This is a genomic window from Polynucleobacter sp. UB-Siik-W21 (assembly GCF_018687415.1).
Lineage (GTDB): Bacteria > Pseudomonadota > Gammaproteobacteria > Burkholderiales > Burkholderiaceae > Polynucleobacter.
Genome location: NZ_CP061289.1, coordinates 1 through 21786 on the forward strand (window position 1 = coordinate 1; position 21786 = coordinate 21786).

The following is a 21786-nucleotide window of genomic DNA, read 5'->3' on the forward strand; positions in this document are numbered from 1 at the left end:
ATGAGCAACCTACAAAATCCCCCCGCCTTGAATTCAGTCAGCCCCTTGGGTTTTTGGGATAGCGCCCTTGGTGCCCTGTCCCGCGAGCTGTCGCCTCAGCAATTCAAAACCTGGATACAGCCCTTAACGCTTATCTCTTTTGAAGAGAGTGAACATTCACTAACATTGGGTGCACCAAACCGATTTAAGTTAGACTGGATTAAGAAAACTTTTGCGGACCGCTTTCAAGAGCTTGCCTCCCAATACTTTGGCAACCCAATTAATGTCAGTTTTGTACTTGCCGTAGAGGGCTCAGCAAGCACCCCAGTAAAGATTGCCGCCAAAGAAGTAGAGGCCTCTGAGGTCAGGGTAGCCGTAGAGATTGCCCCCACCGTTTCTGTGGAAGAGCAGTCTTTCGAGATTGAGGATCACTCAAAACTAAATCCAAACCTCACCTTTGAAACCTTTGTAACCGGTAAGGCAAACCAACTAGCAAGGGCCGCATCGATTCAGGTTGCCCACAACCCGGGGACATCCTACAACCCCATGTTTTTATACGGTGGGGTTGGTTTAGGAAAAACCCATTTAATCCATGCGATTGGCAACCACCTTTTAAAAGAAAAGCCAAATGCCCGAATTCGCTATATTCATGCGGAGCAATATGTTTCAGATGTGGTTAGGGCTTATCAACAAAAAGCCTTCGACCGCTTTAAGCGCTACTACCACTCGCTAGACCTTCTTTTGATTGATGATATTCAGTTCTTTAGCGGAAAATCGAGGACCCAAGAAGAATTTTTCTATGCTTTTGAAGCCCTGTTGAGCAACAAATCCCAGGTCATCATTACGAGCGACACCTATCCCAAAGAGATGGCAGGAATTGACGATCGCCTGATTTCTCGTTTTGACTCTGGCCTAACGGTCGCAATCGAACCCCCTGAGCTAGAGATGCGGGTAGCTATTTTGATGAAGAAGGCTGTGAGCGAGGGCATCCCCATGAGTGAGGATGTTGCTTTCTTTGTAGCAAAACACCTACGCTCAAATGTTCGTGAGTTAGAGGGGGCTTTACGTAAGATTTTGGCTTTTGTTCGCTTCCACGGTCGCGAGGTAACCATAGAGGTTGCGAGAACCGCCCTTAAGGACCTTCTCTCAATCCAGAACCGTCAAATTTCTGTCGAAAATATTCAAAAGGCTGTTGCTGATTTTTACAGCATCAAGGTCGCTGATATGTATTCGAAAAAGCGTCCGGCCAACATTGCGCGCCCACGCCAAATCGCCATGTTTATGGCAAAAGAGTTGACCCAAAAAAGCCTCCCTGAGATCGGTGAGCTCTTTGGTGGAAGAGACCACACTACCGTTCTACACGCCGTTCGAAAGGTTGGTGACGAACGGGCGCATGATAGCCAACTGAACCACGAAATTCACGTTATCGAGCAAACCTTGAAAGCATAATTTTTTGCCTGTGGATAAGCTTGTGGGTAACCATGGGGATATGTTTGGGGATTGGTTGTGGATAAATTGTGAAGAGTCCACACTTCATGCAAAAATAGGGTGTTGGTAAAAAGTTATCCCATTTTTATGCAGTCTTTATACAGAAGTTTTCCACAGATTTTTAGACGTTTAATGTGTTGTTTTGTTTGAGGTTTTTGACTTATCCACGGAAAAACGAAGCCTTATTACTATTACTACTAAGATATATACAAGGATTTAAAAGCAATGCAACTTGTTAACACCTCTCGCGATAATTTATTGAAACCACTACAAGTGGTTAGTGGGATTGTTGAGCGTAGACATACACTTCCCATTTTGGCTAACCTCTTATTTAAAAAGAGTGGTGAGAAGGTATCTTTTGTTTCTACTGATATCGAAATTCAAATTACCACTAACGCAAATTTTGGCGTTGGCTCAGAGGATGTAACGACAACCGTGGCAGCAAGAAAGTTGTTGGATATTTTGCGCGCTTTACCAGAAGGGCCGGTATCGCTCAATCTTAAAGACAATCGCATGGTAGTACAGAGTGGCAAAAGCCGCTTTTCGCTGCAAACCCTATCTGCTACAGAGTTTCCTGTAATGCAAAGTGTTGGTGAGGTGACGGCAGCCTGGAAGATGTCACAAAAGAGTTTCCGCCAACTTATTAGTCAAGTTCATTTCTCAATGGCGCAGCAAGATATCCGTTATTACCTAAATGGTATGTTGTTGGTGATTGAGGGTAAAGAGGTTGTCGCTGTTGCAACTGACGGTCATCGCTTGGCGTTTTCCCAAGTGGAGCTTGCTGAAGCTCCGTCTGGTTCAGGTCAAAGACAAGAAATTATTATTCCTCGCAAAACCATTCTAGAGTGCCAACACCTTCTTGAAGATTCTGATGAGCCTTTAGAAATCAGCTTAACCGCAAACCAGGTGAAGTTCGCCTTTGGGGACATTGAGCTTATTTCTAAACTGGTTGAAGGTAAGTTTCCAGATTTCCAAAGGGTAATTCCCAAGGGACATAAAAACTCTTTAACAGTTAATCGCGATGTACTGCAAGCTGCACTTCAACGCGCTGCGATTTTGACCACAGACAAATTTAAAGGGGTTCGTTTTTCCTTATCACCAAATCGCATTACCGTTCAATCAACCAATGCTGAGCAAGAAGAGGCGCAGGAAGAAATTGAGACCGAATATGGCGGCGATGCAGTAGAGATTGGTTTTAATGTGAGTTATTTACTAGACGTCTTAGCAAATCTAAAGAATGAAAAAATTCAAATTAGTTTGGGAGATGCAAACAGCAGTGCTGTGATTACATTACCTGGATCAGAGAACTTTAAGTACGTTGTAATGCCAATGCGCATTTAATTTAGAAGAACATGACTGAAGAAAAAAAAGTAGTAGAGCAGTACGGCGCCGCATCGATTCAAATCTTAGAGGGTCTAGAAGCTGTTCGTAAACGTCCTGGTATGTACATTGGAGACACCTCTGATGGCACAGGATTGCACCACCTTGTTTTTGAGGTTTTAGATAATTCAATCGACGAAGCATTAGCGGGATACTGCTCCGAGATTACGGTTGTTATACAAACCGATAATTCCATCTCAATTGTGGATAACGGCCGGGGTGTGCCAACTGGCATCAAGTACGACGACAAGCATGAGCCAAAGAGAAGTGCGGCTGAAATTGTGATGACTGAGTTACATGCTGGTGGTAAGTTTGATCAAAACAGTTATAAGGTTTCTGGTGGTTTACACGGAGTGGGTGTAAGCTGCGTCAATGCACTCTCAAAGTGGTTAAAACTCACGATTCGTCGCGACGGCAAAGCACATTACATGGAGTTTGCTCGTGGCGTTATTCAGAATCGGAACATCCAACAGGAAAATGGCGTTGCTACCTCACCCATTACCGTTACAGGCGACACCGAACTTTCAGGTACTGAAGTTCATTTCTTAGCCGACGAAGAGATTTTTGGAAATGTTGAGTTTCATTACGAAATTCTAGTAAAGCGTATTCGTGAACTCTCGTTCTTGAATAACGGGGTACATATTAAGTTGATTGACCAGCGTACTGGCCAGGAAGAAGACTTTGCATTTTCTGGTGGCGTCAAAGGTTTTGTTGAATACATCAACCAAACCAAAAACGTTCTACACCCTAATATTTTTTATGCCGAAGGCGTTCGCCCTTCCGACCTCGGCGGTCAAATTACTGCTGAAGTTTCAATGCAATGGAATGACAGCTTTAGCGAACAAGTGCTTTGTTTTACCAACAACATTCCCCAGCGGGATGGCGGCACCCACTTAACTGGTTTGCGTGCTGCGATGACGCGAGTCATTAACAAATACATTGATGAAAACGAAGTAGCCAAAAAAGCAAAAGTAGAAATTTCTGGCGATGATATGCGCGAAGGCCTTGCCTGCGTCTTGTCGGTGAAAGTGCCAGAGCCAAAATTTTCCAGCCAAACAAAAGACAAGCTGGTTTCAAGCGAAGTTCGGGGGCCGGTAGAAGAAATTGTTGCTGAGGCCTTAAGCGCTTACCTGCAGGAGCGACCAGCCGACGCAAAAATTCTTTGTGGAAAAATTGTCGACGCTGCTCGTGCCCGTGAAGCTGCGCGTAAAGCGCGCGACATGACAAGACGCAAGGGCGCATTAGATGGTTTGGGTTTGCCTGGTAAGTTGGCAGACTGTCAAGAAAAAGACCCAGCAAAGTCCGAGTTATTTATTGTTGAGGGCGACTCCGCGGGTGGCTCTGCCAAACAGGGGCGAGATCGTCGCTTCCAGGCAATTCTTCCTTTAAAGGGAAAAATTCTGAACGTTGAAAAAGCCCGCTTTGACAAAATGTTGGCAAGCCAAGAGGTTGTAACACTCATTACGGTATTGGGCACTGGTATTGGTGTTGAAGAATATAAAGCCGACAAACTTCGTTATCACCGCATCATCATCATGACCGATGCGGACGTAGATGGAAGCCACATTCGTACGCTGCTCTTAACATTCTTCTACAGGCAGATGCCAGAGTTGATTGAGCGTGGCCACATTTATATTGCTCAGCCACCACTCTATAAGGTGAAGTTTGGTAAGAGCGAGCAATACATTAAAGATGATGCAGAGCTCAATCAATTGTTGCTAAAGATTGCCCTAGAAACCGCCTCTCTCCAGACCCCGACGGGAGAGTTGATCGAGGGCGAATCATTGAACGAGTTGGCCAAGCACTACCAAGTCATTCAGTCGATAGTCGATCGTTTGTCTCGCACCATTGATGAAGATGCGTTGCGAGCCATTGCTTCTGGTACCCAATTGAATTTGGACACCGAGAAATCAGCGAATGAATCTGCGGATCGATTAAGGTTGGCTCTTGCTGATTCGCTCAATCCACTGGCTCTGCCACCAGAAATTATTGTGCAAAAAGAAGATCGCACTGAGCGTTTTCGTTTGTTGTTATCACGCCGTATTCATGGCAACCTCAAGCTATCCACAATTAATTCTGACTTTGTTCATGGCGATGACTATCAGAGCCTTGCAAATGCAGCAGCTGTTTTGTCGGGCAGGGTTTTGCCTGGCACACGGGTGCGCCGCGGAGATCCAGATAAGAATCAAAAAGAGCAAACCATTAATGACTTTAGGGGCGCTTTTTCTTGGTTGTTGTCCGAGGCAGGGCGTGTCTTAAGCCGCCAGCGATATAAAGGTCTTGGTGAGATGAATCCATCCCAACTATGGGAGACCACCATGGATGCGAGCTCTCGCACTTTGTTACAAGTAAAAATCGAAGATGCAATTGCTGCGGATCAAGTCTTTACAACGCTGATGGGCGACGAAGTGGAGCCCCGTCGCGCATTTATTGAAAAGAACGCACTTATTGCTCGTAACCTAGACGTTTAAATATGGCATCTAAAAAATTAAAACCACCAAAGGTGGATCGGTCATTTATTGTTGTGAAGTCTTCACCGATCCATGGCAAAGGCGTTTTTGTAGTTAAGCCTATTAAAAAGGGCCAGGTAATCATTGAGTACAAAGGGGAGCGCATTAGCTGGAAGCTTGCCGAGAAGCGCCATCCACACGACCCCAAAGACCCAAACCATACCTTTTATTTTTCCCTAGATGATGGTCGCGTGATTGATGCTAAGTATGGCGGTAATGCTGCGCGTTGGATTAATCACTCTTGTAAACCTAGTTGCGAAACGCGCGAAGATATCTACGATGGTAAGCCACGCGTTTTCATTTATGCCAAGCGAGCCCTTAAGGTTGGTGAAGAACTTTTTTATGACTACTCCCTGGACATTGAGGGTCGCGTCACTAAGCAGATGAAAAAAGATTACGAATGTCGTTGTGGGGCTAAAAAGTGCCGCGGCACAATGCTTGCGCAAGATAAAAAATAAACCACGCACTTTTTATGTTGTACATCACCATTCAAGAGCTTGAGGCGGCCATTAATTATTGGCGCAATCAATCTCCAGCGGTGGGGGATGAGTTGCGTTTATGTCCCGAAGCGGCCGCCCTTGCCAAACCATATGCCCTCATGATTGTTCAGGGCTCGCAACGGATGCCGCTGGATGTTTTGGATGAGCTTGCAAGAACTGCCATCCAAACATTTAATAAGCTTACCCAAAGCTAAGCTATAAACCCCTAAAGTTTAGGGTTATCGCTATATAAAGCAAGCCCGTCTTGGGGTATCCTCAATACCTTGCCCCAGCAAAGGGTAGAGGACAATAGATTGCAAGAAACAATATTAGAGACAATTGGCCTGGGGAAATCCTTTAAGGGGTTTTCTGCTGTTACTGATGTTAACTTAAAGGTGTCAAGGGGGAGTATTCATGCCCTCATAGGACCCAATGGGGCGGGCAAAACCACATGCTTCAATTTGCTAACTAAATTCTTAGAACCCAGTAGCGGTCAAATCTTATTTAATGGTTTAGATATTACAAATGAGGCCCCGGCCTTAATTGCGCGACGGGGAATTATTCGCTCCTTTCAAATTTCAGCTGTTTTCCCCCATTTAAGCGTTTTAGAAAACGTTCGTGTTGCGCTGCAGCGAGGGTTGGGTACCGAGTTTCATTTTTGGAAATCAGGCCACTCTCTCAATATTCTGAACGATCGCGCCCTAGAGTTGCTCCATGAAGTTGGGTTGGAGGGGTTTGCCCACGAGCAAACTTTGAACCTGGCTTATGGACGTAAGCGAGCGCTAGAAATTGCAACCACTCTAGCCATGGAGCCAGAATTAATGCTCTTAGATGAGCCTACTCAAGGGATGGGGCACGAGGACGTAGAGCGCGTCACAGAGTTGATTGATCGCGTTGCTAAGGGACGCACCATCTTGATGGTTGAGCACAATATGAAAGTTGTTGCTTCGATTGCTGATCGGATTACTGTGCTCCAGCGCGGGGCTGTTTTGGCAGAAGGCCCTTATCAAGAGGTTTCGAAAAACCCGCTAGTGATTGAGGCCTATATGGGCAGCCACGGGGGCGATAATTTATGAGCGGTATGGCGCTAGAGGTTAAAAATTTAGAGTCCTGGTATGGGGAGTCTCATATTTTGCATGGTGTAAATTTTGCGGTGCGCGATGGTGAGGTTGTCACGCTTTTAGGAAGAAACGGTGCGGGCAGAAGCACCATTCTTAAAACGATTCTAGGCATGACCAGTAAGCGTAAGGGCGTTATCAATGTCTTTGGAGTCGAGACCGTTGATCTTCCAACCTATCAAATTGCTCGTCTAGGCATTGGCTATTGTCCAGAAGAGAGGGGTATTTTCGGTAGCCTAGACGCGCAAGAGAACCTACTCCTTCCCCCAAAGGTTTCTTCTGGTGGCATGGAGCTAGAAGAAATTTACGAGATGTTCCCAAATCTTTATGAAAGAAGAAATAGTCCGGGCACCAGACTTTCTGGTGGTGAGCAGCAAATGTTGGCAATGGCTCGAATTTTAAGAACTGGCGCCAAACTTTTGTTGTTAGATGAGATCACCGAAGGTCTCGCGCCTGTGATTGTCGAAAAACTTGGTGAGGTGGTATCTAAATTAAGAAATAAGGGCTTTACGATTGTCTTGGTAGAGCAAAACTTTAGATTTGCGGCGGAACTTGCAGACAGACATTATGTGGTTGAAAGTGGTTTGATAGTAGAGGTGGTTGAGCGTGCAGACTTAAAGGCCAAGGCCGAAGTCTTAAACGGTTATTTAGGCGTTTAGTCGGGTGTTTACTTTTAAAGGAAAAACAATGAAGCGGACTTTAATTTCTATGGCAGTGGCAGCCCTAGCTGCAGTTTCTAGTGGTGCGAATGCGGCGGATCCATCCGCTGTAAAAATTGGTTTTATTACTGATATCTCTGGTTTGTACTCAGATATTGATGGTCAGGGTGGCTTGGAGGCGATCAAGATGGCTATTGCCGACTTTGGCGGCAGTGTTTTGGGTAAAAAAATTGAAGTGGTTTCAGCGGACCACCAAAACAAAGCAGATATTGCTGCATCTAAAACTAGAGAATGGATTGACCAAGACGGCGTTACCGTTGTCTTTGGTGGAACTAACTCCGGAACTGCGTTAGCAACTTCAAAAGTGGCCGCAGAAAAAAAACGGATTTACATCAATAACGGCGCTGGCACTTCCGCATTAACCAATGAACAGTGCACCCCATACACCATTCACTACACCTATGACACGGTTGCTTTGGCAAACGGCTCAGCTAAAGGGATGATGGACAAAGGCTTAAAGACTTGGTATTTTTTGACTGCTGACTACGCTTTTGGTTATGCCCTTGAGAAAGATGCAACCAACGTGATTAATGCCAGCGGTGGAAAGGTTTTGGGAACATCAAAGCACCCACTCAATGCGAGCGATTTTTCATCTTATCTATTGCAGGCACAGGCTTCAAAAGCTCAGGTTTTGGGCTTAGCTAATGCGGGTGGTGACACCATTAATTCCGTTAAGGCCGCCAATGAGTTCGGCATTACCAAAACCATGAAGATTGCTGGTTTATTAGTATTTATTACTGATGTGCACGCAATTGGCATCCAAAATGCACAAGGCTTGCTAGCTACCGAGGCCTGGTATTGGGATCAGAACGACCAGACTCGTAAGTTTGCAAAACGTTTCTTTGAAAAAATGAAACGCATGCCAACGATGGTTCAGGCAGGCAACTATTCATCTACGATGACTTATTTGAATGCTGTTAAAGCGGCCGGTACCAGTGATTCGGACAAAGTGATGCAGCAAATGCGCAAGGTCAAAATTAACGATATGTTCACGAAAAACGGTTATATCCGCAAAGACGGAACCATGGTTCACGACATGTACCTTTATGAAGTAAAGACCCCAAGCGAAGTCAAAAGTCCATGGGATTACTACAAGTTAGTTGCTACCGTGCCTGGGGAAAAAGCTTTTGCTCCAGAGGCTTATTCTCAGTGCGCTAATAAGTAATCTTGGAAATCTTCGGCCTTTCTATTTCCGCTCTGTTAAGCCAGCTCCTTTTGGGGCTGGTTAACGGCAGCTTCTATGCAATCCTCAGTTTGGGATTGGCGGTAATCTTTGGCCTGTTAAATGTGATTAATTTTTCACATGGCGCCATGTTTATGTTGGGCGCCATTGTGACGTGGATGGCTGGGCAATATTTTGGAATTAACTATTGGGTGATGCTCATACTGGCCCCAATCATTGTTGGCTTGATTGGCATTGTGATTGAGCGTTTATTGCTAAGGCATTTGTATAAGCTAGATCATTTGTACGGATTGCTGTTGACCTTTGGTTTAACGCTTTTTATCGAGGGCGTGCTGCGCTCCATATATGGCGCTTCGGGTTTGTCTTATAGCGCTCCCGATGCCTTGCGCGGAGCCACCGATTTAGGTTTTATGGTTTTGCCAAACTATCGTGCATGGGTGGTGCTTGCTTCCCTTACCGTATGTTTTGCCACGTGGTATGTGATAGAAAAAACCAGTATTGGCGCTTATTTACGCGCTGGCACAGAAAACCCAAAACTAGTTCAGGCATTTGGAGTGAATTTTCCTCTGATGACAACATTGACTTATGGGTTTGGGGTGGCACTTGCGGCATTTTCAGGCGTGCTCGCTGCGCCGATTATTCAGGTTTCTCCGCTGATGGGGTCTAACCTCATCATTGTTGTGTTTGCTGTGGTGGTGATTGGCGGCATGGGTTCTATCATGGGGTCAATTGTTACTGGCCTAGGATTGGGTTTGGTTGAGGGCTTGACCAAGGTGTTTTATCCAGAAGCTTCAAGCACTGTGGTATTTGCGATCATGGTGATTGTTTTGCTCTTTAGGCCGGCAGGCCTGTTTGGGCGTGAAAAATGAAATCACTTAAGCTCTGGCTTTTTCTGGCAATACTTGCTGTCGCAATAGCGGCACCATTTTTTGCTTACCCTATTTTCCTAATGAAGATTTTATGTTTTGCTCTTTTTGCGGCAGCATTTAATTTATTGTTGGGCTATACAGGCCTTCTATCTTTTGGCCATGCCGCATTTTTCGGTGGCGCCGGATACTGTGCGGGATATTTGATGCGAGAAATGGGCGTTGGCCCGGCAGGCGGAATCTTGCTTGGGGTTTTGTTTGCTGCGGCCTTGGGTGCGCTGATTGGCGGCCTTGCAATTAGAAGACAGGGCATTTACTTTTCTATGATTACTTTGGCCTTGGCGCAAATGTTTTACTTTATTTGCCTGCAAGCCCCAGCTTCTGGGGGTGAGGATGGCTTTCAGGGCATCCCGAGAGGCGAGCTGTTTGGCCTAATCAACTTACAAAATGACTTAAATCTTTATTACTTTGTTTTGGCTACAACACTTGTTGGGTTCTTATTCATTTCAAGAATCATTTCCTCCCCGTTTGGACAGATCCTAAAAGCAATTAAAGAAAACGAGCCGCGTGCAATATCTCTAGGCTATAACGTTAATCGTTTTAAGTTTTTAGTATTTATTTTGTCTGCTGCACTAGCTGGTTTGGCTGGGGCCGTTCAAGCATTGGTATTAGGCTTCGAGACACTGACAGATGTGCACTGGTCAATGTCCGGCTTGGTTATTTTGATGACCTTGGTTGGTGGTGTTGGCACCTTGGTAGGCCCATTTGTTGGGGCGCTGGTAATTGTTCTGCTTGAACATAGAGTGGGTGAGATTGGAAACTTCTTAGCTCAAATTACGGGTGTCGCTTGGTTTAACTCTTTGGGCGAGTCCGTGACCATTGTTACGGGCCTGATATTTGTTTTCTGTGTAATGGCTTTTCGCCGCGGCTTGGTTGGTATCTTTACTGAAAAGTAATAGCTTTACTGTTGTGTACAAGCCCAACCGAGATCAGCAAGTGCTCCCGCTTTTGCCCCGTTTTCAATGGCATCACTTGCATTGGCATTGCCATCCATTGCGCGCTTGGTAATGCCGTGCAAAATTGCCGAAATTCGAAATAAGTTGTAGGCCATCAAAAAAGGCCAGTGTTCTGAAATCGATCTTCCCACTTGTTTTTCATACATAGCGATATATTCAGACTCACTAGGAATTCCTAGTCCAAGTAAGTCGAGACCTTGTATTCCGCGCCATAGGCTTGGCGGGATTCTCCAGGCCATGCATTGGTAAGCAAAGTCAGCCAACGGGTTGCCAAGCGTAGAAAGCTCCCAATCCAAAACGCCAATGATGCGTAAATCCGTTTTGTGAAAGATGAGATTGTCCATGCGAAAGTCGCCATGGATGAGCGAGGTTTCGTCTCCAGCAGGAATGTGCTCGGGCAACCAGTCCATCAATTTATTAAGAGAATCAGGTATGGCAATACTGGCTTCGCGCACTTGCCGAGACCAGCGCGCAATTTGTCTTGCAAAATAGTTGCCAGGCTTACCAAAAGTTTCTAATCCAAGCGACGCATAATCTAGGCGATGTATAGCAGAGATGGTGCGATTCATTTCTTCATAAATCTTACGACGATCATTTGCTGATATGTCTGGCAAAGACTGATCAACGAATACCCTTCCATCAAGATATTCCATGATGAAAAAGGCGGTTCCAATAATGCTCTCATCTTCACAATAAGCTAGCATTTGGGGAATCGGTACGTCTGTACCTGCCAGCGCTTTCATCACGCGATGCTCTCGATCAACCGCATGCGCTGATGGTAATAAAACCCCATTCGGTTTTTTTCTAAGCACGTAATGAGAACTGCCGTTAGTAATTTTGAATGTCGGGTTCGATTGGCCACCAGTTAGCTGGCTAAGCTCAATGCGGCCTCTAATAAACCCTAATGAATTTAAGTACTGCTCAAGCGACTCTTGAAAAGAGGGGGTTTGCATAAGCAATTTGTATTTATAAGCCGTTAATCAGGTGGCCGCTATCTACCGCAATAGTTGCACCGGTCATTGCAGTGCTAGCGTCAGAGGCTAAGAGCAATAATGGCCCATTCAAGTCTTCTAAATTATTAAAGCGCCGTGAAGGGATGCGTGCCAGAGTTTTTTGTCCAGCTTCACTTAGTAGAAATTCGCGATTGAGGTCAGTAATCACATAGCCTGGTAACAAGGCATTGACGCGGATTTGATGACGCGCTAACTCAAGAGCCATTACTTTTGTGAGCTGCACCACGCCCGCTTTTGAGATGACATAAGGGGCTACCCCGCCAATGACTCGCTCCCCCAAGATAGAGGCAATATTGACAATATTTCCAGGCTTATTGGCTTCCGCTAGTCGCCGCGCCGCTTCGGTAGCAACCAACCAACAGCCCTTCAGATTCGTATCGATTACCCGATCCCAGTCTTCCTCAGTTTGGTCAAGTAATTTGCGATGGATGCTCATGCCAGCGTTGTTGATAACGATCGTCGGCAATGACCACTGCGCAAGCTCATCAAAACACTGCGTCACACTTTTGTTGTTCGTGACATCAAGCTCAAATGCTTTTGCTTGGCCGCCCAATTGAGTAATTTCATCGACTACAGATTGAAGTTGGTCTATACGTCGAGATGCGATTGCTACCTTTGCGCCAGCCTTGGCAAGCAGTAGCGCGCAATGCTTGCCGATACCACTCGACGCGCCCGTTACAAGCGCTGTTTTATTATCCAATCGAAACAGCTGATTGATATCCATCACTTAGTTTCTTTATTTCCAATAATTTTGCGAGCCATGCTCCAACGATGAACTTCACTTGGGCCATCATAGATTCGGAAGCCACGCATATCTTTAAAAATTTTCATCAGCGCGGTTTCACCGGTGACACCTTGGCCACCCAACATTTGTACGCAACGATCTACCACTCGCCACTCGGCCTCAGAGCAAATGACTTTTGCGCGACTAGACTCAAAATTGCAGCGTTGCCCTTGATCCAAAAGCCAGGCAGTATGCCAAATATTTAGTCGAGAGGTTTGCAGATCCATATCGTTATCTGCCAACATAAATCCAACGCCCTCATGCTCGCCTAAAATTTTCCCAAAGGCTTCTCTTTTCTTTGCGTAGGCAATTGCAATGTCTTGCGCACGTTGCGCTTGACCAAGCCAACGCATGCAATGGGTTAGTCGCGCAGGTGCTAAACGTACTTGAGCATTTTTAAAGCCCTTACCAAGCTCACCCAATATTTGTTTGGAAGAGACGCGTAAATTTGTGAACCGAAGAACGCTATGTCCGCCAGCAAAGCAGCTATCCATCGCATCCATATTTCGAACAAGCTCAATACCTGGCACATTCATGTCTGATAAAAACATGGTGGCAGAGCCATCTTCCCCGCGGGCCATGATGATGACAAAGTCTGCTCCATCGGCTCCAGTAATAAACCACTTTAGACCGTTAATAAGATAATCTTCACCATCTTTAGTGGCTGTGGTCATGAGCATTGAAGGATCTGAGCCAGCCCCGGGAGCAGGTTCTGTCATGGCAAAACATGAGCGAATTTTTCCTGCAACTAAAGGGCGAAGCCAACGCTCTTTTTGTTCTGGACTAGCAATTTCTTCTAGTAAATGAATGTTGCCTTCATCGGGCGCGTGGATATTCATCGCAGTCGGCCCTAATGAAGAGTAGCCCGCCTCTTCAAAAACGATGGCTTTTTCTATATGACTTAATCCTAAGCCACCCATTTCAATCGAAGCGTGTGGCGTTAATAAACCCGCTTTTCGAGCAAGCTCGATTAATTCCTTACGTAACTCTTCGGAGGGACCATGTTCATTTTGGCGCGGATCTTTTTCGAACGGAACCACTTGATCGCGAATAAATGAGCGCGTCCGATCCCGCAACCCTTCTAGTTTGGGCGTTAAAGAGAAGTCCATTGTTAGATTGTAATAGCAGGCAAAACTGAAATTACACTTAAAACTTCCTATGACTAAAATACATTTTGAATAAGGCTGCCACGTAAGACCTTATGATTATTTTTTTTAATTGAGCCCTTTATCGAATTTTCAATTTTCATTTGGCCCTTGCTATTGGCGATGGCTTTTTTTGCTGGCTTAGTTGATGCAGTGGCTGGCGGCGGAGGCTTAATTCAGGTCCCCGCTTTATTTGCTGCTTACCCTAACGAACATCCTGCAACATTACTTTCTACTAATAAAGTTTCTGCTGTTGGCGGCACTTTAAATGCTGCACGAAAATATTTACATCATGTATCTCTGCCCTGGGCGGTTGTATTGCCTGCAATCGTGGCGGGTTTTTTGGGCTCGCTTTTGGGTGCCAGCGCAGTTAGCAGCTTTCCAGCAGAGCCTTTGCGTAAAGCGCTGCCCTTTGTTTTGCTGTTTCTTTTGCTCTACACCTGGTTTCAGCCATCGCTTGGTGAGGCCCATGCTCCCAAAGGCGAAAGTCGTTTTCAGCAATTTAAAGCAGCTGCGCTTGGACTAACGATTGGGTTTTACGATGGCTTCTTTGGCCCTGGCACCGGCAGCTTTTTGCTTTTTGGTTTTGTGCGGTTCTTTGCTTTTGACTTTTTGCATGCCTCAGCTGCAACAAAACTGGTGAATGTCGCCACTAATTTAGCCGCGATCTTAATGCTAGCCAGTCTTGGGCAAATTAACTGGCCTCTTGGTTTGGCCATGATGATTGCCAACATTGCGGGCAGTCAATTTGGAAGTCGCCTGGCAATTCAGCACGGCAGCTCATTTGTTAGAAAAGCTTTTTTGGTCATTGTGACGGCTTTGATTCTGAAGTCAGCCTGGAATGCATATTTTATCAATTAAATCAACGACTTATAAATTGCCCCATTGATTTTCCAAGATTTTATGATCTTTTGTTTCACGTGAAACAAACAAAATGCTATGATCATCGCCCTATCTGAGGCAAATCATGCGTTATTCCAAAAGTTTCGATGTCATTGTTGTAGGCGGTGGGCACGCTGGGACTGAGGCAGCCCTTGCATCGGCGCGCATGGGCTGCGACACCCTATTAATTACCCACAGTATTGAAAATCTGGGGGCAATGAGCTGCAATCCTTCGATTGGAGGAATTGGTAAGGGCCACTTAGTTAAGGAAATTGATGCCATGGGTGGTGCCATGGCTGCCGCAACTGACGATGCAGGAATCCAGTTCCGGATTCTCAATTCAAGCAAGGGCCCCGCGGTTCGTGCGACTCGTGCTCAAGGCGATCGAATCCTCTATAAAGCTGCTATCCGACGAAGGCTCGAAAACCAACCCAACTTAAGCCTATTTCAGGCTGCGGTAGATGATCTTATAGTTCAGGGCGACGAGGTTCAAGGTGTGTTGACCCAAATGGGTCTCGAGTTTATGGCCAAAAAAGTAGTTCTTACCGCAGGAACCTTTTTGGATGGCAAGATCCATGTTGGCTTGAATAACTATGCCGGTGGTCGTGCAGGTGATCCTGCGGCCGTTTCCCTCTCTGCCCGCCTGAAAGAGCTAAAGCTTCCCCAGGGTAGACTAAAGACTGGCACTCCACCACGCATTGATGGCAGAACTATTGACTTCTCAGTCATGCTTGAGCAGCCTGGCGACTTGGATCCGCTCCCCGTTTTTTCCTATTTAGGGCGCCCAGAACAGCATCCTAGGCAGGTTCCCTGTTGGATTTCTCATACAAATGAGAAAACGCATGACATTATTCGGGGTGGTTTGGATCGCTCGCCAATGTATACGGGCGTGATTGAGGGCGTTGGTCCACGCTACTGCCCTTCGATTGAGGACAAAATTCATCGTTTTGCCTCTAAAAATAGCCATCAGATCTTTTTGGAGCCTGAGGGACTAACAACCAATGAGTTTTATCCCAATGGGATTTCGACTAGTCTCCCCTTTGATATTCAATGGGAATTGGTCCGCAGCATTCGCGGCTTAGAGTCTGCAGTCATTGTGCGCCCGGGGTATGCCATTGAGTATGACTTCTTTGATCCACGCCAATTGCGCCATAGCCTAGAGACTAGGGTTATTGGGGGTTTGTATTTTGCTGGGCAGATCAATGGCACAACGGGTTATGAAGAGGCTGCCGCCCAAGGCATGTTGGCAGGTATTAATGCTGGATTGGCCTCCCAAGGCAAAGAACCTTGGCTTCCAAAGCGGAGCGAATCCTATATTGGTGTCCTCCTAGATGACTTAATCACCCGCGGGGTCCAAGAGCCCTACCGTATGTTTACTAGTCGTGCCGAGTACCGCTTGAGCTTGCGCGAAGACAATGCAGATATGCGTTTAACTGGGATTGGTCGTGAACTTGGCTTGGTTGATGACTATCGTTGGGAAGTATTTTGCAGAAAACAAGAGGCTGTTTCACGTGAAACATCTCGTTTGCAAGATATTTGGGTGGGGCCAAAACATGAAGCCGCCCCCCTGGTTTCTCAGTTGCTGGGTCAAGACTTATCCCATGAATGTAATTTAACCGAGCTTTTAAGGCGCCCCGGCATTACTTATCAAGCCATTACTAGCTTGGGAGACGGCATGTGGTCGCCAGGTGTTTTGGATGAAGATCTCGGTTTAGCTGCTCAAATTAGTGACCAGGTCGAGATTTCCATTAAATACCAGGGCTACATTGATCGTCAGGCACTTGAAATTACCCGTCAGGAGCTCAACGAGACCTTCCCCCTCCCAGAGTCGCTTGATTATTCGCAAGTTCTGGGCCTGTCTAAAGAGGTTCAGCAAAAGCTGAATTTGCATAAGCCAGCAACACTGGGTCAAGCAGGAAGAATCTCAGGAGTAACTCCAGCAGCACTTTCTTTGCTTTTGGTACACCTTAAAAAAGGTTTGGGCCGAACCCAAGAGGCTGCATGACCGAAGATTTGCTTGCGCTGGGCATTGAAGAATTGGGCCTCAATTTAAGTGATGCCAACATTGCAGACTTAGAGGTTTTTTTGCAAGAAATGAGCCGCTGGAATCAGGTGCATAACCTCACGGCAATTGAAGATCAAAAAGATTCAGTGCGCCTCCATCTGATTGATTCTATTTCTGTTTTACCTCTATTGAGGCAATTTCTAAAGACATCCACGCCTAAAATTGCCGACCTCGGCTCGGGCGGCGGCTTGCCAGCCATTCCCATTGCCATTGTCCAGCCTGAGTGGCGCTTGAGTCTGATTGAGGCAATCCGTAAAAAGACGGCTTTTTTGCAACATATACGAGGAAAGCTAAAGCTCAAAAACATCGAAGTATTAAGCGAAAGAGTTGAAAATGTTGCGATGCAACAACCTGGTCAATTTGATGCCGTTATTTCACGTGCGTTTACCAATCTAGCGCGCTTTTTGGAGCTCTCCTTGCCACTTCTCAAGCCGGATGGCCTCGTATTTGCCATGAAAGCCAAGCGGGCGGACGAGGAAATAGCTGAAGTAAGCAAAGACGATTGGCGTTTATTGGCCGATCAAGCCCTGTTTATTCCTAATCTGCCGGTAGAGCGCCGCTTGTTGGTGTTCACCCCCGTGAGAAAATCGAATTCTTCCCTATAAGCAAACTCTAAAGCACCCATGGCAAAAATATTCTGTATTGCAAATCAAAAAGGTGGCGTTGGTAAGACCACTACTGCGGTTAATTTAGCTGCGGGATTAGTTGGGCTTGGACAGCGAGTATTGCTGGTGGACTTAGATCCACAAGGGAATGCCACGATGGGCTCTGGGGTTGAAAAAGCAGATTTGAACAACAGTGTTTATCAAGTTTTAATTGGCTTGGCTGCAGTAAAAGATTGTGCGCAACCTTGCGAAAGTTCTGGCTACGATGTGTTACCTGCAAATCGTGATTTAGCAGGAGCGGAAATTGAATTGGTAGATATGGATGCGCGCGAATCACGTTTAAAAGATGCGCTTGCGCAAGTAGCTACTGACTATGACTTCATCTTGATTGATTGCCCGCCTGCTTTGTCATTGTTAACGCTCAATGGGTTGTGTGCTGCGAATGGCGTCATCGTACCAATGCAGTGTGAGTACTTTGCGCTAGAAGGCTTGTCGGATTTGGTAAACACCATTAAACAAGTGCATGCCAATTTAAATCCTGACCTGGTAATTATTGGTTTATTGCGAGTGATGTTTGATGCACGCATGACCTTGCAACAGCAAGTATCTGATCAGTTGATAGAACACTTTGGAGATAAGGTCTTTAAGGCGATTATTCCTCGTAATGTCAGGCTTGCCGAGGCACCATCTTATGGCCTTCCGGGCGTTGCGTTTGACAAGACATCGCGCGGTGCAAAAGCATATTTAGAGTTTGGCGCCGAGATGGTTGAGCGCATCAAACAAATGTAATTTTTTAATAAGATAGAACATCATGGTTGCCATTAAGAAAAAAGGTTTGGGCAGGGGTCTAGAGGCCTTGCTCGGTGAGAAAGCTGCGCAAGCGAACTCTTCCGCAGAAATAAACCGTTTGCCCTTAACTGCATTGCAAGCGGGTAAATACCAGCCACGTCAAAAAATGGAAACGGGCGCACTTCAAGAATTGGCGGAGAGCATTCGAGAACAAGGCGTGATGCAACCGCTCTTGGTGAGAATGGTAAGCGCTGGTAAGTACGAAATTATTGCTGGTGAAAGACGCTTTCGTGCCGCCACCCTTGCCGGCTTAAAAGAAGTTCCTGTTTTGGTTTCTGATGCTGATGATCAAGCCGCAGCCGCAATGGCTTTGGTAGAGAATATGCAACGTGAGGACTTAAACCCTCTAGAGGAGTCACAGGGTTTGGCGCGTTTGATCGAAGAATTTGGTTTTACGCATGAACAGGCTGCAAAAGCAGTGGGCAAGTCCCGTAGCGCCATTAGTAATTTATTGCGCTTAGCGCAGCTGGCCAAGCCTGTACAAGCAATGCTGTTGGCGGGTGATATTGATATGGGCCATGCCCGTGCGCTGTTGCCGCTTCCTGGTGCTAGCCAGGTTGCACTGGCACAGAAGATTGCCGCTCAAGGCCTTTCTGTGCGCGAAGCGGAAAGAATGGCTGCGGCGCTGGTAATTGCAGGCGGACAAATTGGGGACAAAAAAACAAAGACTAAGGCTGGTGAAGTTGTGCCGACTCGTGATCCTGACATGCGCCGCTTAACCCAAGAAATCGCTGATTTAATTGGGTTAAATGCTGAATTTAAGTTCAAAGGCAAAGGCGGAGAGCTCAGAATTCGCTTTAGCCAGTTTGATGAGCTTGATTCCCTATTAAAAAAGCTGGGTATTGCGGCTGACTAGCTGCTCATTGGCAAAAGACTTTTGTGAATAACAAATCGCTCAATACCAAACGTGAATGGGATGAAATTGAGGAAGATTCCTTTAAAACCCTTAGCAAAGAAGAAATGGATGCCTTGCGAGCATCAAAGCCACGTAATTTTTCTTCAATCAATTCATGGTGGGTTGTTTTAAGTCAGGTAGCGGTTACTCTGGTGATTGCTGGAGCGTGCTTTGTTTTTTCCAGTCAAGCTGATAAAAGCGTTTATACTTACTCGGCTTTAGTAGGCGGTTTGATTGGATTTTTGCCTTCCGCGATGTTTTTGATGCGAATAGAGGCGGCAAAGAAGAGTGTCAAACGCAGCCCCGGCGGCTTTTTGGCGGCAGTGGTTTCTGGCGAATTTATCAAAATCCTAGCAACTATCGTTTTGTTCATAGGCTTTGCCCTAAAGCAGCCTGATTTGAAATGGATCCCGTTGCTTGTTACTTATTTGGCTACCCTCAAGTGTTACTTGTTGGCGTGGTTTTGGAAGTAACAAGAAGCAAATAAACAAGGACAAGTAAGAGATGTCTAGTGAAGTTAACGCAGCAGCAGAAGTAGGCCACCACGCGGCTACAGAAGCGCTTACACCAACTGCCTACATTGCGGAACATCTGCAAAATCTCAACAATATTGGGGGGCCACAGGCATCCATTATTGACTTCAGCGTTATTCATTTCGATACCATGTTTTGGACCACCCTCATGGGCTTGGTCGCAGTCCTACTGCTGGTGATCGCTGCTCGCAAAGCTTCGCCAGGTGTCCCGGGCCGCTTTCAATGTTTGGTTGAAATGCTGGTTGAAATGGTCGAGACTCAATCCAAAGGGATTGTTCACGGTGACAGATCTTATATTGCCCCATTGGCCCTGTTTGTTTTTTGCTGGATCATTCTCTTAAATACTTTGGATTTAGTTCCGGTAGATTGGGTTGTTGGCGTCAATCACTTTATTGAAGGTTTTGGTGTGCACGTGCCGCACCATAAGATTGTTCCAACCACGGATCTAAATGCCACCCTCGGAATGTCTTTCTCAGTGTTGCTGTTGGTTTTCTTTTACAGCTTCAAGGTAAAAGGCGTTGGCGGATTTCTGCATGAGCTCATTTCTGCCCCTTTTGGCGCTAAGTGGTATTTGGCCCCATTTAATCTCATCCTCAACATCATTGAATATATTGCTAAAGGTGTTTCTTTAGGAATGCGACTTTTTGGCAATATGTATGCTGGCGAGTTGATATTTTTGTTGATCGCCCTTTTGGGAAGTATGTGGACCTTCAATTTAGATCTCTACATGCTCGGCTTTGTTGGCAACGTACTTGCTGGCTCTGCTTGGGCAATTTTCCATATTTTGGTGATTTTGTTGCAAGCCTTTATTTTCATGATGTTGACCTTGGTTTACATCGGCCAAGCACATAGTCACCATTAACCTTTTTATTTTTAACCTCACCTTCAATACTTAGGAGTAAACATGCAAGCATTCTTAGCCAACATTCAAGGACTAACCGCTATCGGTATTGGCCTCATCATCGGCCTCGGCGCTTTAGGAGCCTGTTTGGGCATTGGCCTAATGGGTGGTAAGTTCATTGAGGGCGCTGCCCGTCAACCAGAACTCATCAACGAATTGCAAACCAAAATGTTCCTTTTGGCTGGTTTGATCGACGCTGCGTTCTTGATCGGCGTTGGTGTTGCAATGTTGTTTGCTTTCGCAAACCCACTGCTCGCAGTTATTAAGTAATTGTTTTGGCGTGGATGACCAACGGGTCATCCAACCGTTCTCAACAATACTGAAAGGAATATCGTGAATCTGAACGCGACCCTATTCGCGCAAATGATCGTCTTTTTTGTCTTATGGTGGGTGGTTGCACGTTTTGTGTGGCCTCCATTGGTTAAGGCATTAGACGAGCGTTCGACCAAAATTGCAGATGGCTTGGCTGCGGCCGAGCGCGGCAAAGAAGAATTAGCACTCGCAAATAATGCGGCCGAGCAAGAGCTTTCTAAAGCACGTCAAGAAGGTATTCAGCGTGTGGCTGAAGCAGAAAAACGTGCTCAAATGTCAGCCGAAGAAATTCGTGCGAACGCACAAGCTGAAGCTGCGCGCATCATTTCGCAAGCAAAAGAAGATGCTGATCAACAAGTAACTCGTGCTCGTGAAGTATTGCGTGCGGAGGTGGCTTTGTTAGCCGTTAAAGGCGCTGAGCAGATTTTGCGTCGCGAAGTGGATGCAAAAGCCCACGGCGCATTGCTTGATCAACTTAAGGCAGAGCTTTGATATGGCTGAGTTAGCCACCATTGCACGTCCTTATGCTGAGGCACTTTTTCAAAGTGCTCAGTCTGCTGAACTTGCTTCGATGCTCGAGCAGTTGAATGAATTGGCTCAGCTCGCTGTGCTGCCGGAAGTCGCTGGTTTGTCTAATAATCCAAAAGTTTCTGCTGATGATTTGACTAAGCTTCTTTCCGGTATGGTCAAGACAAAGTTAGATGGCAAAGTTTCTAGCTTTTTAAGCCTTGTGAATCAAAGCCATCGTCTCGCAGCCATCCCTGAAATTGCAAGCCAATTTGAGTCGATGAAAAATAAAAGCGAAGGTGCAGCAGAAGTAATGATTACCAGCGCATTCCCTCTAGAGGGAAGTGCACTAAATGATTTGTTGTCAAGTTTGAAGAAGCGCTTTGGGGGTAAAGATTTGCGCCCAACTATTCAGGTTGATCCAGCATTGATTGGCGGTGTTCGCATTCAAGTTGGCGATGAAGTAATGGATAGTTCTGTAAAGGCACGGTTAGCTCAAATGCAAGCAAGTCTTGGCGCATAAGTTATCCCGATTAAGAACATACGAAATAAGACCC

The 21786-nt window shown here is 46.0% G+C and carries 23 protein-coding genes; 20 read left to right on the plus strand and 3 right to left on the minus strand.

Going from position 1 to position 21786, the window contains the following annotated elements:
• The 10 genes from dnaA (at position 1) to C2756_RS00050 (ending at position 10678) form a co-directional block, all read left to right on the plus strand.
• Positions 1-1428 carry a chromosomal replication initiator protein DnaA gene (gene dnaA, locus C2756_RS00005; RefSeq protein ID WP_251372070.1) on the plus strand — a complete coding sequence of 476 codons (1428 nt, stop codon included), beginning with the start codon at positions 1-3 and terminating at the stop codon, positions 1426-1428.
• 264 nt (positions 1429-1692) lie between these two features.
• The gene (gene dnaN / locus C2756_RS00010; protein ID WP_215319420.1) at positions 1693-2808 is read left to right on the plus strand and encodes a DNA polymerase III subunit beta; all 1116 of its coding nucleotides are present in this window, start codon (positions 1693-1695) and stop codon (positions 2806-2808) included.
• 11 nt (positions 2809-2819) lie between these two features.
• Positions 2820-5318, plus strand: a complete 2499-nt coding sequence (gyrB, locus tag C2756_RS00015; RefSeq protein ID WP_215319421.1) for a DNA topoisomerase (ATP-hydrolyzing) subunit B — start codon at positions 2820-2822, stop codon at positions 5316-5318.
• A 2-nt stretch (positions 5319-5320) separates the two neighbouring features.
• Complete coding sequence (locus C2756_RS00020; RefSeq protein WP_215319423.1) at positions 5321-5815, plus strand: SET domain-containing protein; 495 nt, start codon at positions 5321-5323, stop codon at positions 5813-5815.
• 14 nt (positions 5816-5829) lie between these two features.
• Positions 5830-6051, plus strand: a complete 222-nt coding sequence (locus C2756_RS00025; protein ID WP_215296065.1) for a DUF3717 domain-containing protein — start codon at positions 5830-5832, stop codon at positions 6049-6051.
• A gap of 99 nt (positions 6052-6150) precedes the next feature.
• On the plus strand, positions 6151-6912 hold the full coding sequence (locus C2756_RS00030; RefSeq protein ID WP_215319425.1) for an ABC transporter ATP-binding protein: 762 nt from the start codon (positions 6151-6153) through the stop codon (positions 6910-6912).
• Positions 6909-7613, plus strand: a complete 705-nt coding sequence (locus C2756_RS00035; protein WP_215296067.1) for an ABC transporter ATP-binding protein — start codon at positions 6909-6911, stop codon at positions 7611-7613. The genes C2756_RS00030 and C2756_RS00035 overlap by 4 nt, the downstream gene beginning before the upstream one ends.
• A 28-nt stretch (positions 7614-7641) precedes the next feature.
• The gene (locus C2756_RS00040; RefSeq protein WP_215319426.1) at positions 7642-8838 is read left to right on the plus strand and encodes an ABC transporter substrate-binding protein; all 1197 of its coding nucleotides are present in this window, start codon (positions 7642-7644) and stop codon (positions 8836-8838) included.
• Positions 8839-8840: 2 nt separating this feature from the next.
• Positions 8841-9725 carry a branched-chain amino acid ABC transporter permease gene (locus tag C2756_RS00045; protein WP_215319428.1) on the plus strand — a complete coding sequence of 295 codons (885 nt, stop codon included), beginning with the start codon at positions 8841-8843 and terminating at the stop codon, positions 9723-9725.
• Positions 9722-10678: a branched-chain amino acid ABC transporter permease gene (locus C2756_RS00050; protein WP_215319430.1), complete on the plus strand. Its 957-nt coding sequence runs from the start codon at positions 9722-9724 to the stop codon at positions 10676-10678. The genes C2756_RS00045 and C2756_RS00050 overlap by 4 nt, the downstream gene beginning before the upstream one ends.
• A gap of 5 nt (positions 10679-10683) precedes the next feature.
• On the opposite strand, the gene C2756_RS00055 is transcribed toward C2756_RS00050, so the two are convergent.
• Genes C2756_RS00055 through C2756_RS00065 form a run of 3 tightly spaced genes read right to left on the minus strand, consistent with a single transcriptional unit; the run spans position 10684 to position 13644 of the window.
• Positions 10684-11691, minus strand: a complete 1008-nt coding sequence (locus tag C2756_RS00055; protein ID WP_215319432.1) for a phosphotransferase family protein — start codon at positions 11689-11691, stop codon at positions 10684-10686.
• A gap of 13 nt (positions 11692-11704) precedes the next feature.
• Positions 11705-12475 carry an SDR family NAD(P)-dependent oxidoreductase gene (locus C2756_RS00060; protein ID WP_215319434.1) on the minus strand — a complete coding sequence of 257 codons (771 nt, stop codon included), beginning with the start codon at positions 12473-12475 and terminating at the stop codon, positions 11705-11707.
• Positions 12475-13644 carry an acyl-CoA dehydrogenase family protein gene (locus C2756_RS00065; protein ID WP_215319435.1) on the minus strand — a complete coding sequence of 390 codons (1170 nt, stop codon included), beginning with the start codon at positions 13642-13644 and terminating at the stop codon, positions 12475-12477. The genes C2756_RS00060 and C2756_RS00065 overlap by 1 nt, the downstream gene beginning before the upstream one ends.
• Positions 13645-13803: 159 nt before the next feature.
• Between C2756_RS00065 and C2756_RS00070 the strand changes: the two genes are divergently transcribed.
• From C2756_RS00070 to C2756_RS00115, 10 genes are all read left to right on the plus strand, one after another.
• Positions 13804-14541: a TSUP family transporter gene (locus tag C2756_RS00070; protein ID WP_215319437.1), complete on the plus strand. Its 738-nt coding sequence runs from the start codon at positions 13804-13806 to the stop codon at positions 14539-14541.
• Between the two features lie 106 nt (positions 14542-14647).
• Positions 14648-16567 (plus strand): tRNA uridine-5-carboxymethylaminomethyl(34) synthesis enzyme MnmG, encoded by a 1920-nt coding sequence (mnmG, locus tag C2756_RS00075; RefSeq protein ID WP_215319439.1) that lies wholly within the window; start codon positions 14648-14650, stop codon positions 16565-16567.
• Positions 16564-17232, plus strand: a complete 669-nt coding sequence (rsmG, locus tag C2756_RS00080; protein ID WP_215319440.1) for a 16S rRNA (guanine(527)-N(7))-methyltransferase RsmG — start codon at positions 16564-16566, stop codon at positions 17230-17232. The genes mnmG and rsmG overlap by 4 nt, the downstream gene beginning before the upstream one ends.
• A gap of 18 nt (positions 17233-17250) precedes the next feature.
• Positions 17251-18021 carry a ParA family protein gene (locus C2756_RS00085; protein ID WP_215319442.1) on the plus strand — a complete coding sequence of 257 codons (771 nt, stop codon included), beginning with the start codon at positions 17251-17253 and terminating at the stop codon, positions 18019-18021.
• A 22-nt stretch (positions 18022-18043) separates the two neighbouring features.
• A complete protein-coding gene (locus C2756_RS00090; RefSeq protein WP_215319444.1) occupies positions 18044-18937 on the plus strand; it encodes a ParB/RepB/Spo0J family partition protein in 894 nt (297 codons plus the stop codon).
• A gap of 23 nt (positions 18938-18960) precedes the next feature.
• Entirely contained in the window at positions 18961-19449 is a 489-nt protein-coding gene (locus tag C2756_RS00095; RefSeq protein WP_215319446.1) for an ATP synthase subunit I, read from the plus strand.
• 31 nt (positions 19450-19480) lie between these two features.
• Positions 19481-20371 carry a F0F1 ATP synthase subunit A gene (atpB, locus tag C2756_RS00100; RefSeq protein ID WP_215296080.1) on the plus strand — a complete coding sequence of 297 codons (891 nt, stop codon included), beginning with the start codon at positions 19481-19483 and terminating at the stop codon, positions 20369-20371.
• A 42-nt stretch (positions 20372-20413) separates the two neighbouring features.
• Positions 20414-20680 carry a F0F1 ATP synthase subunit C gene (gene atpE, locus C2756_RS00105; protein WP_028818346.1) on the plus strand — a complete coding sequence of 89 codons (267 nt, stop codon included), beginning with the start codon at positions 20414-20416 and terminating at the stop codon, positions 20678-20680.
• A gap of 63 nt (positions 20681-20743) precedes the next feature.
• Positions 20744-21214, plus strand: coding sequence for a F0F1 ATP synthase subunit B (locus C2756_RS00110; protein ID WP_215319447.1), 471 nt, complete (start codon positions 20744-20746; stop codon positions 21212-21214).
• A gap of 1 nt (position 21215) precedes the next feature.
• Positions 21216-21752, plus strand: coding sequence for a F0F1 ATP synthase subunit delta (locus C2756_RS00115; protein WP_215297218.1), 537 nt, complete (start codon positions 21216-21218; stop codon positions 21750-21752).
• The last annotated feature ends 34 nt before the right edge of the window (positions 21753-21786 follow it).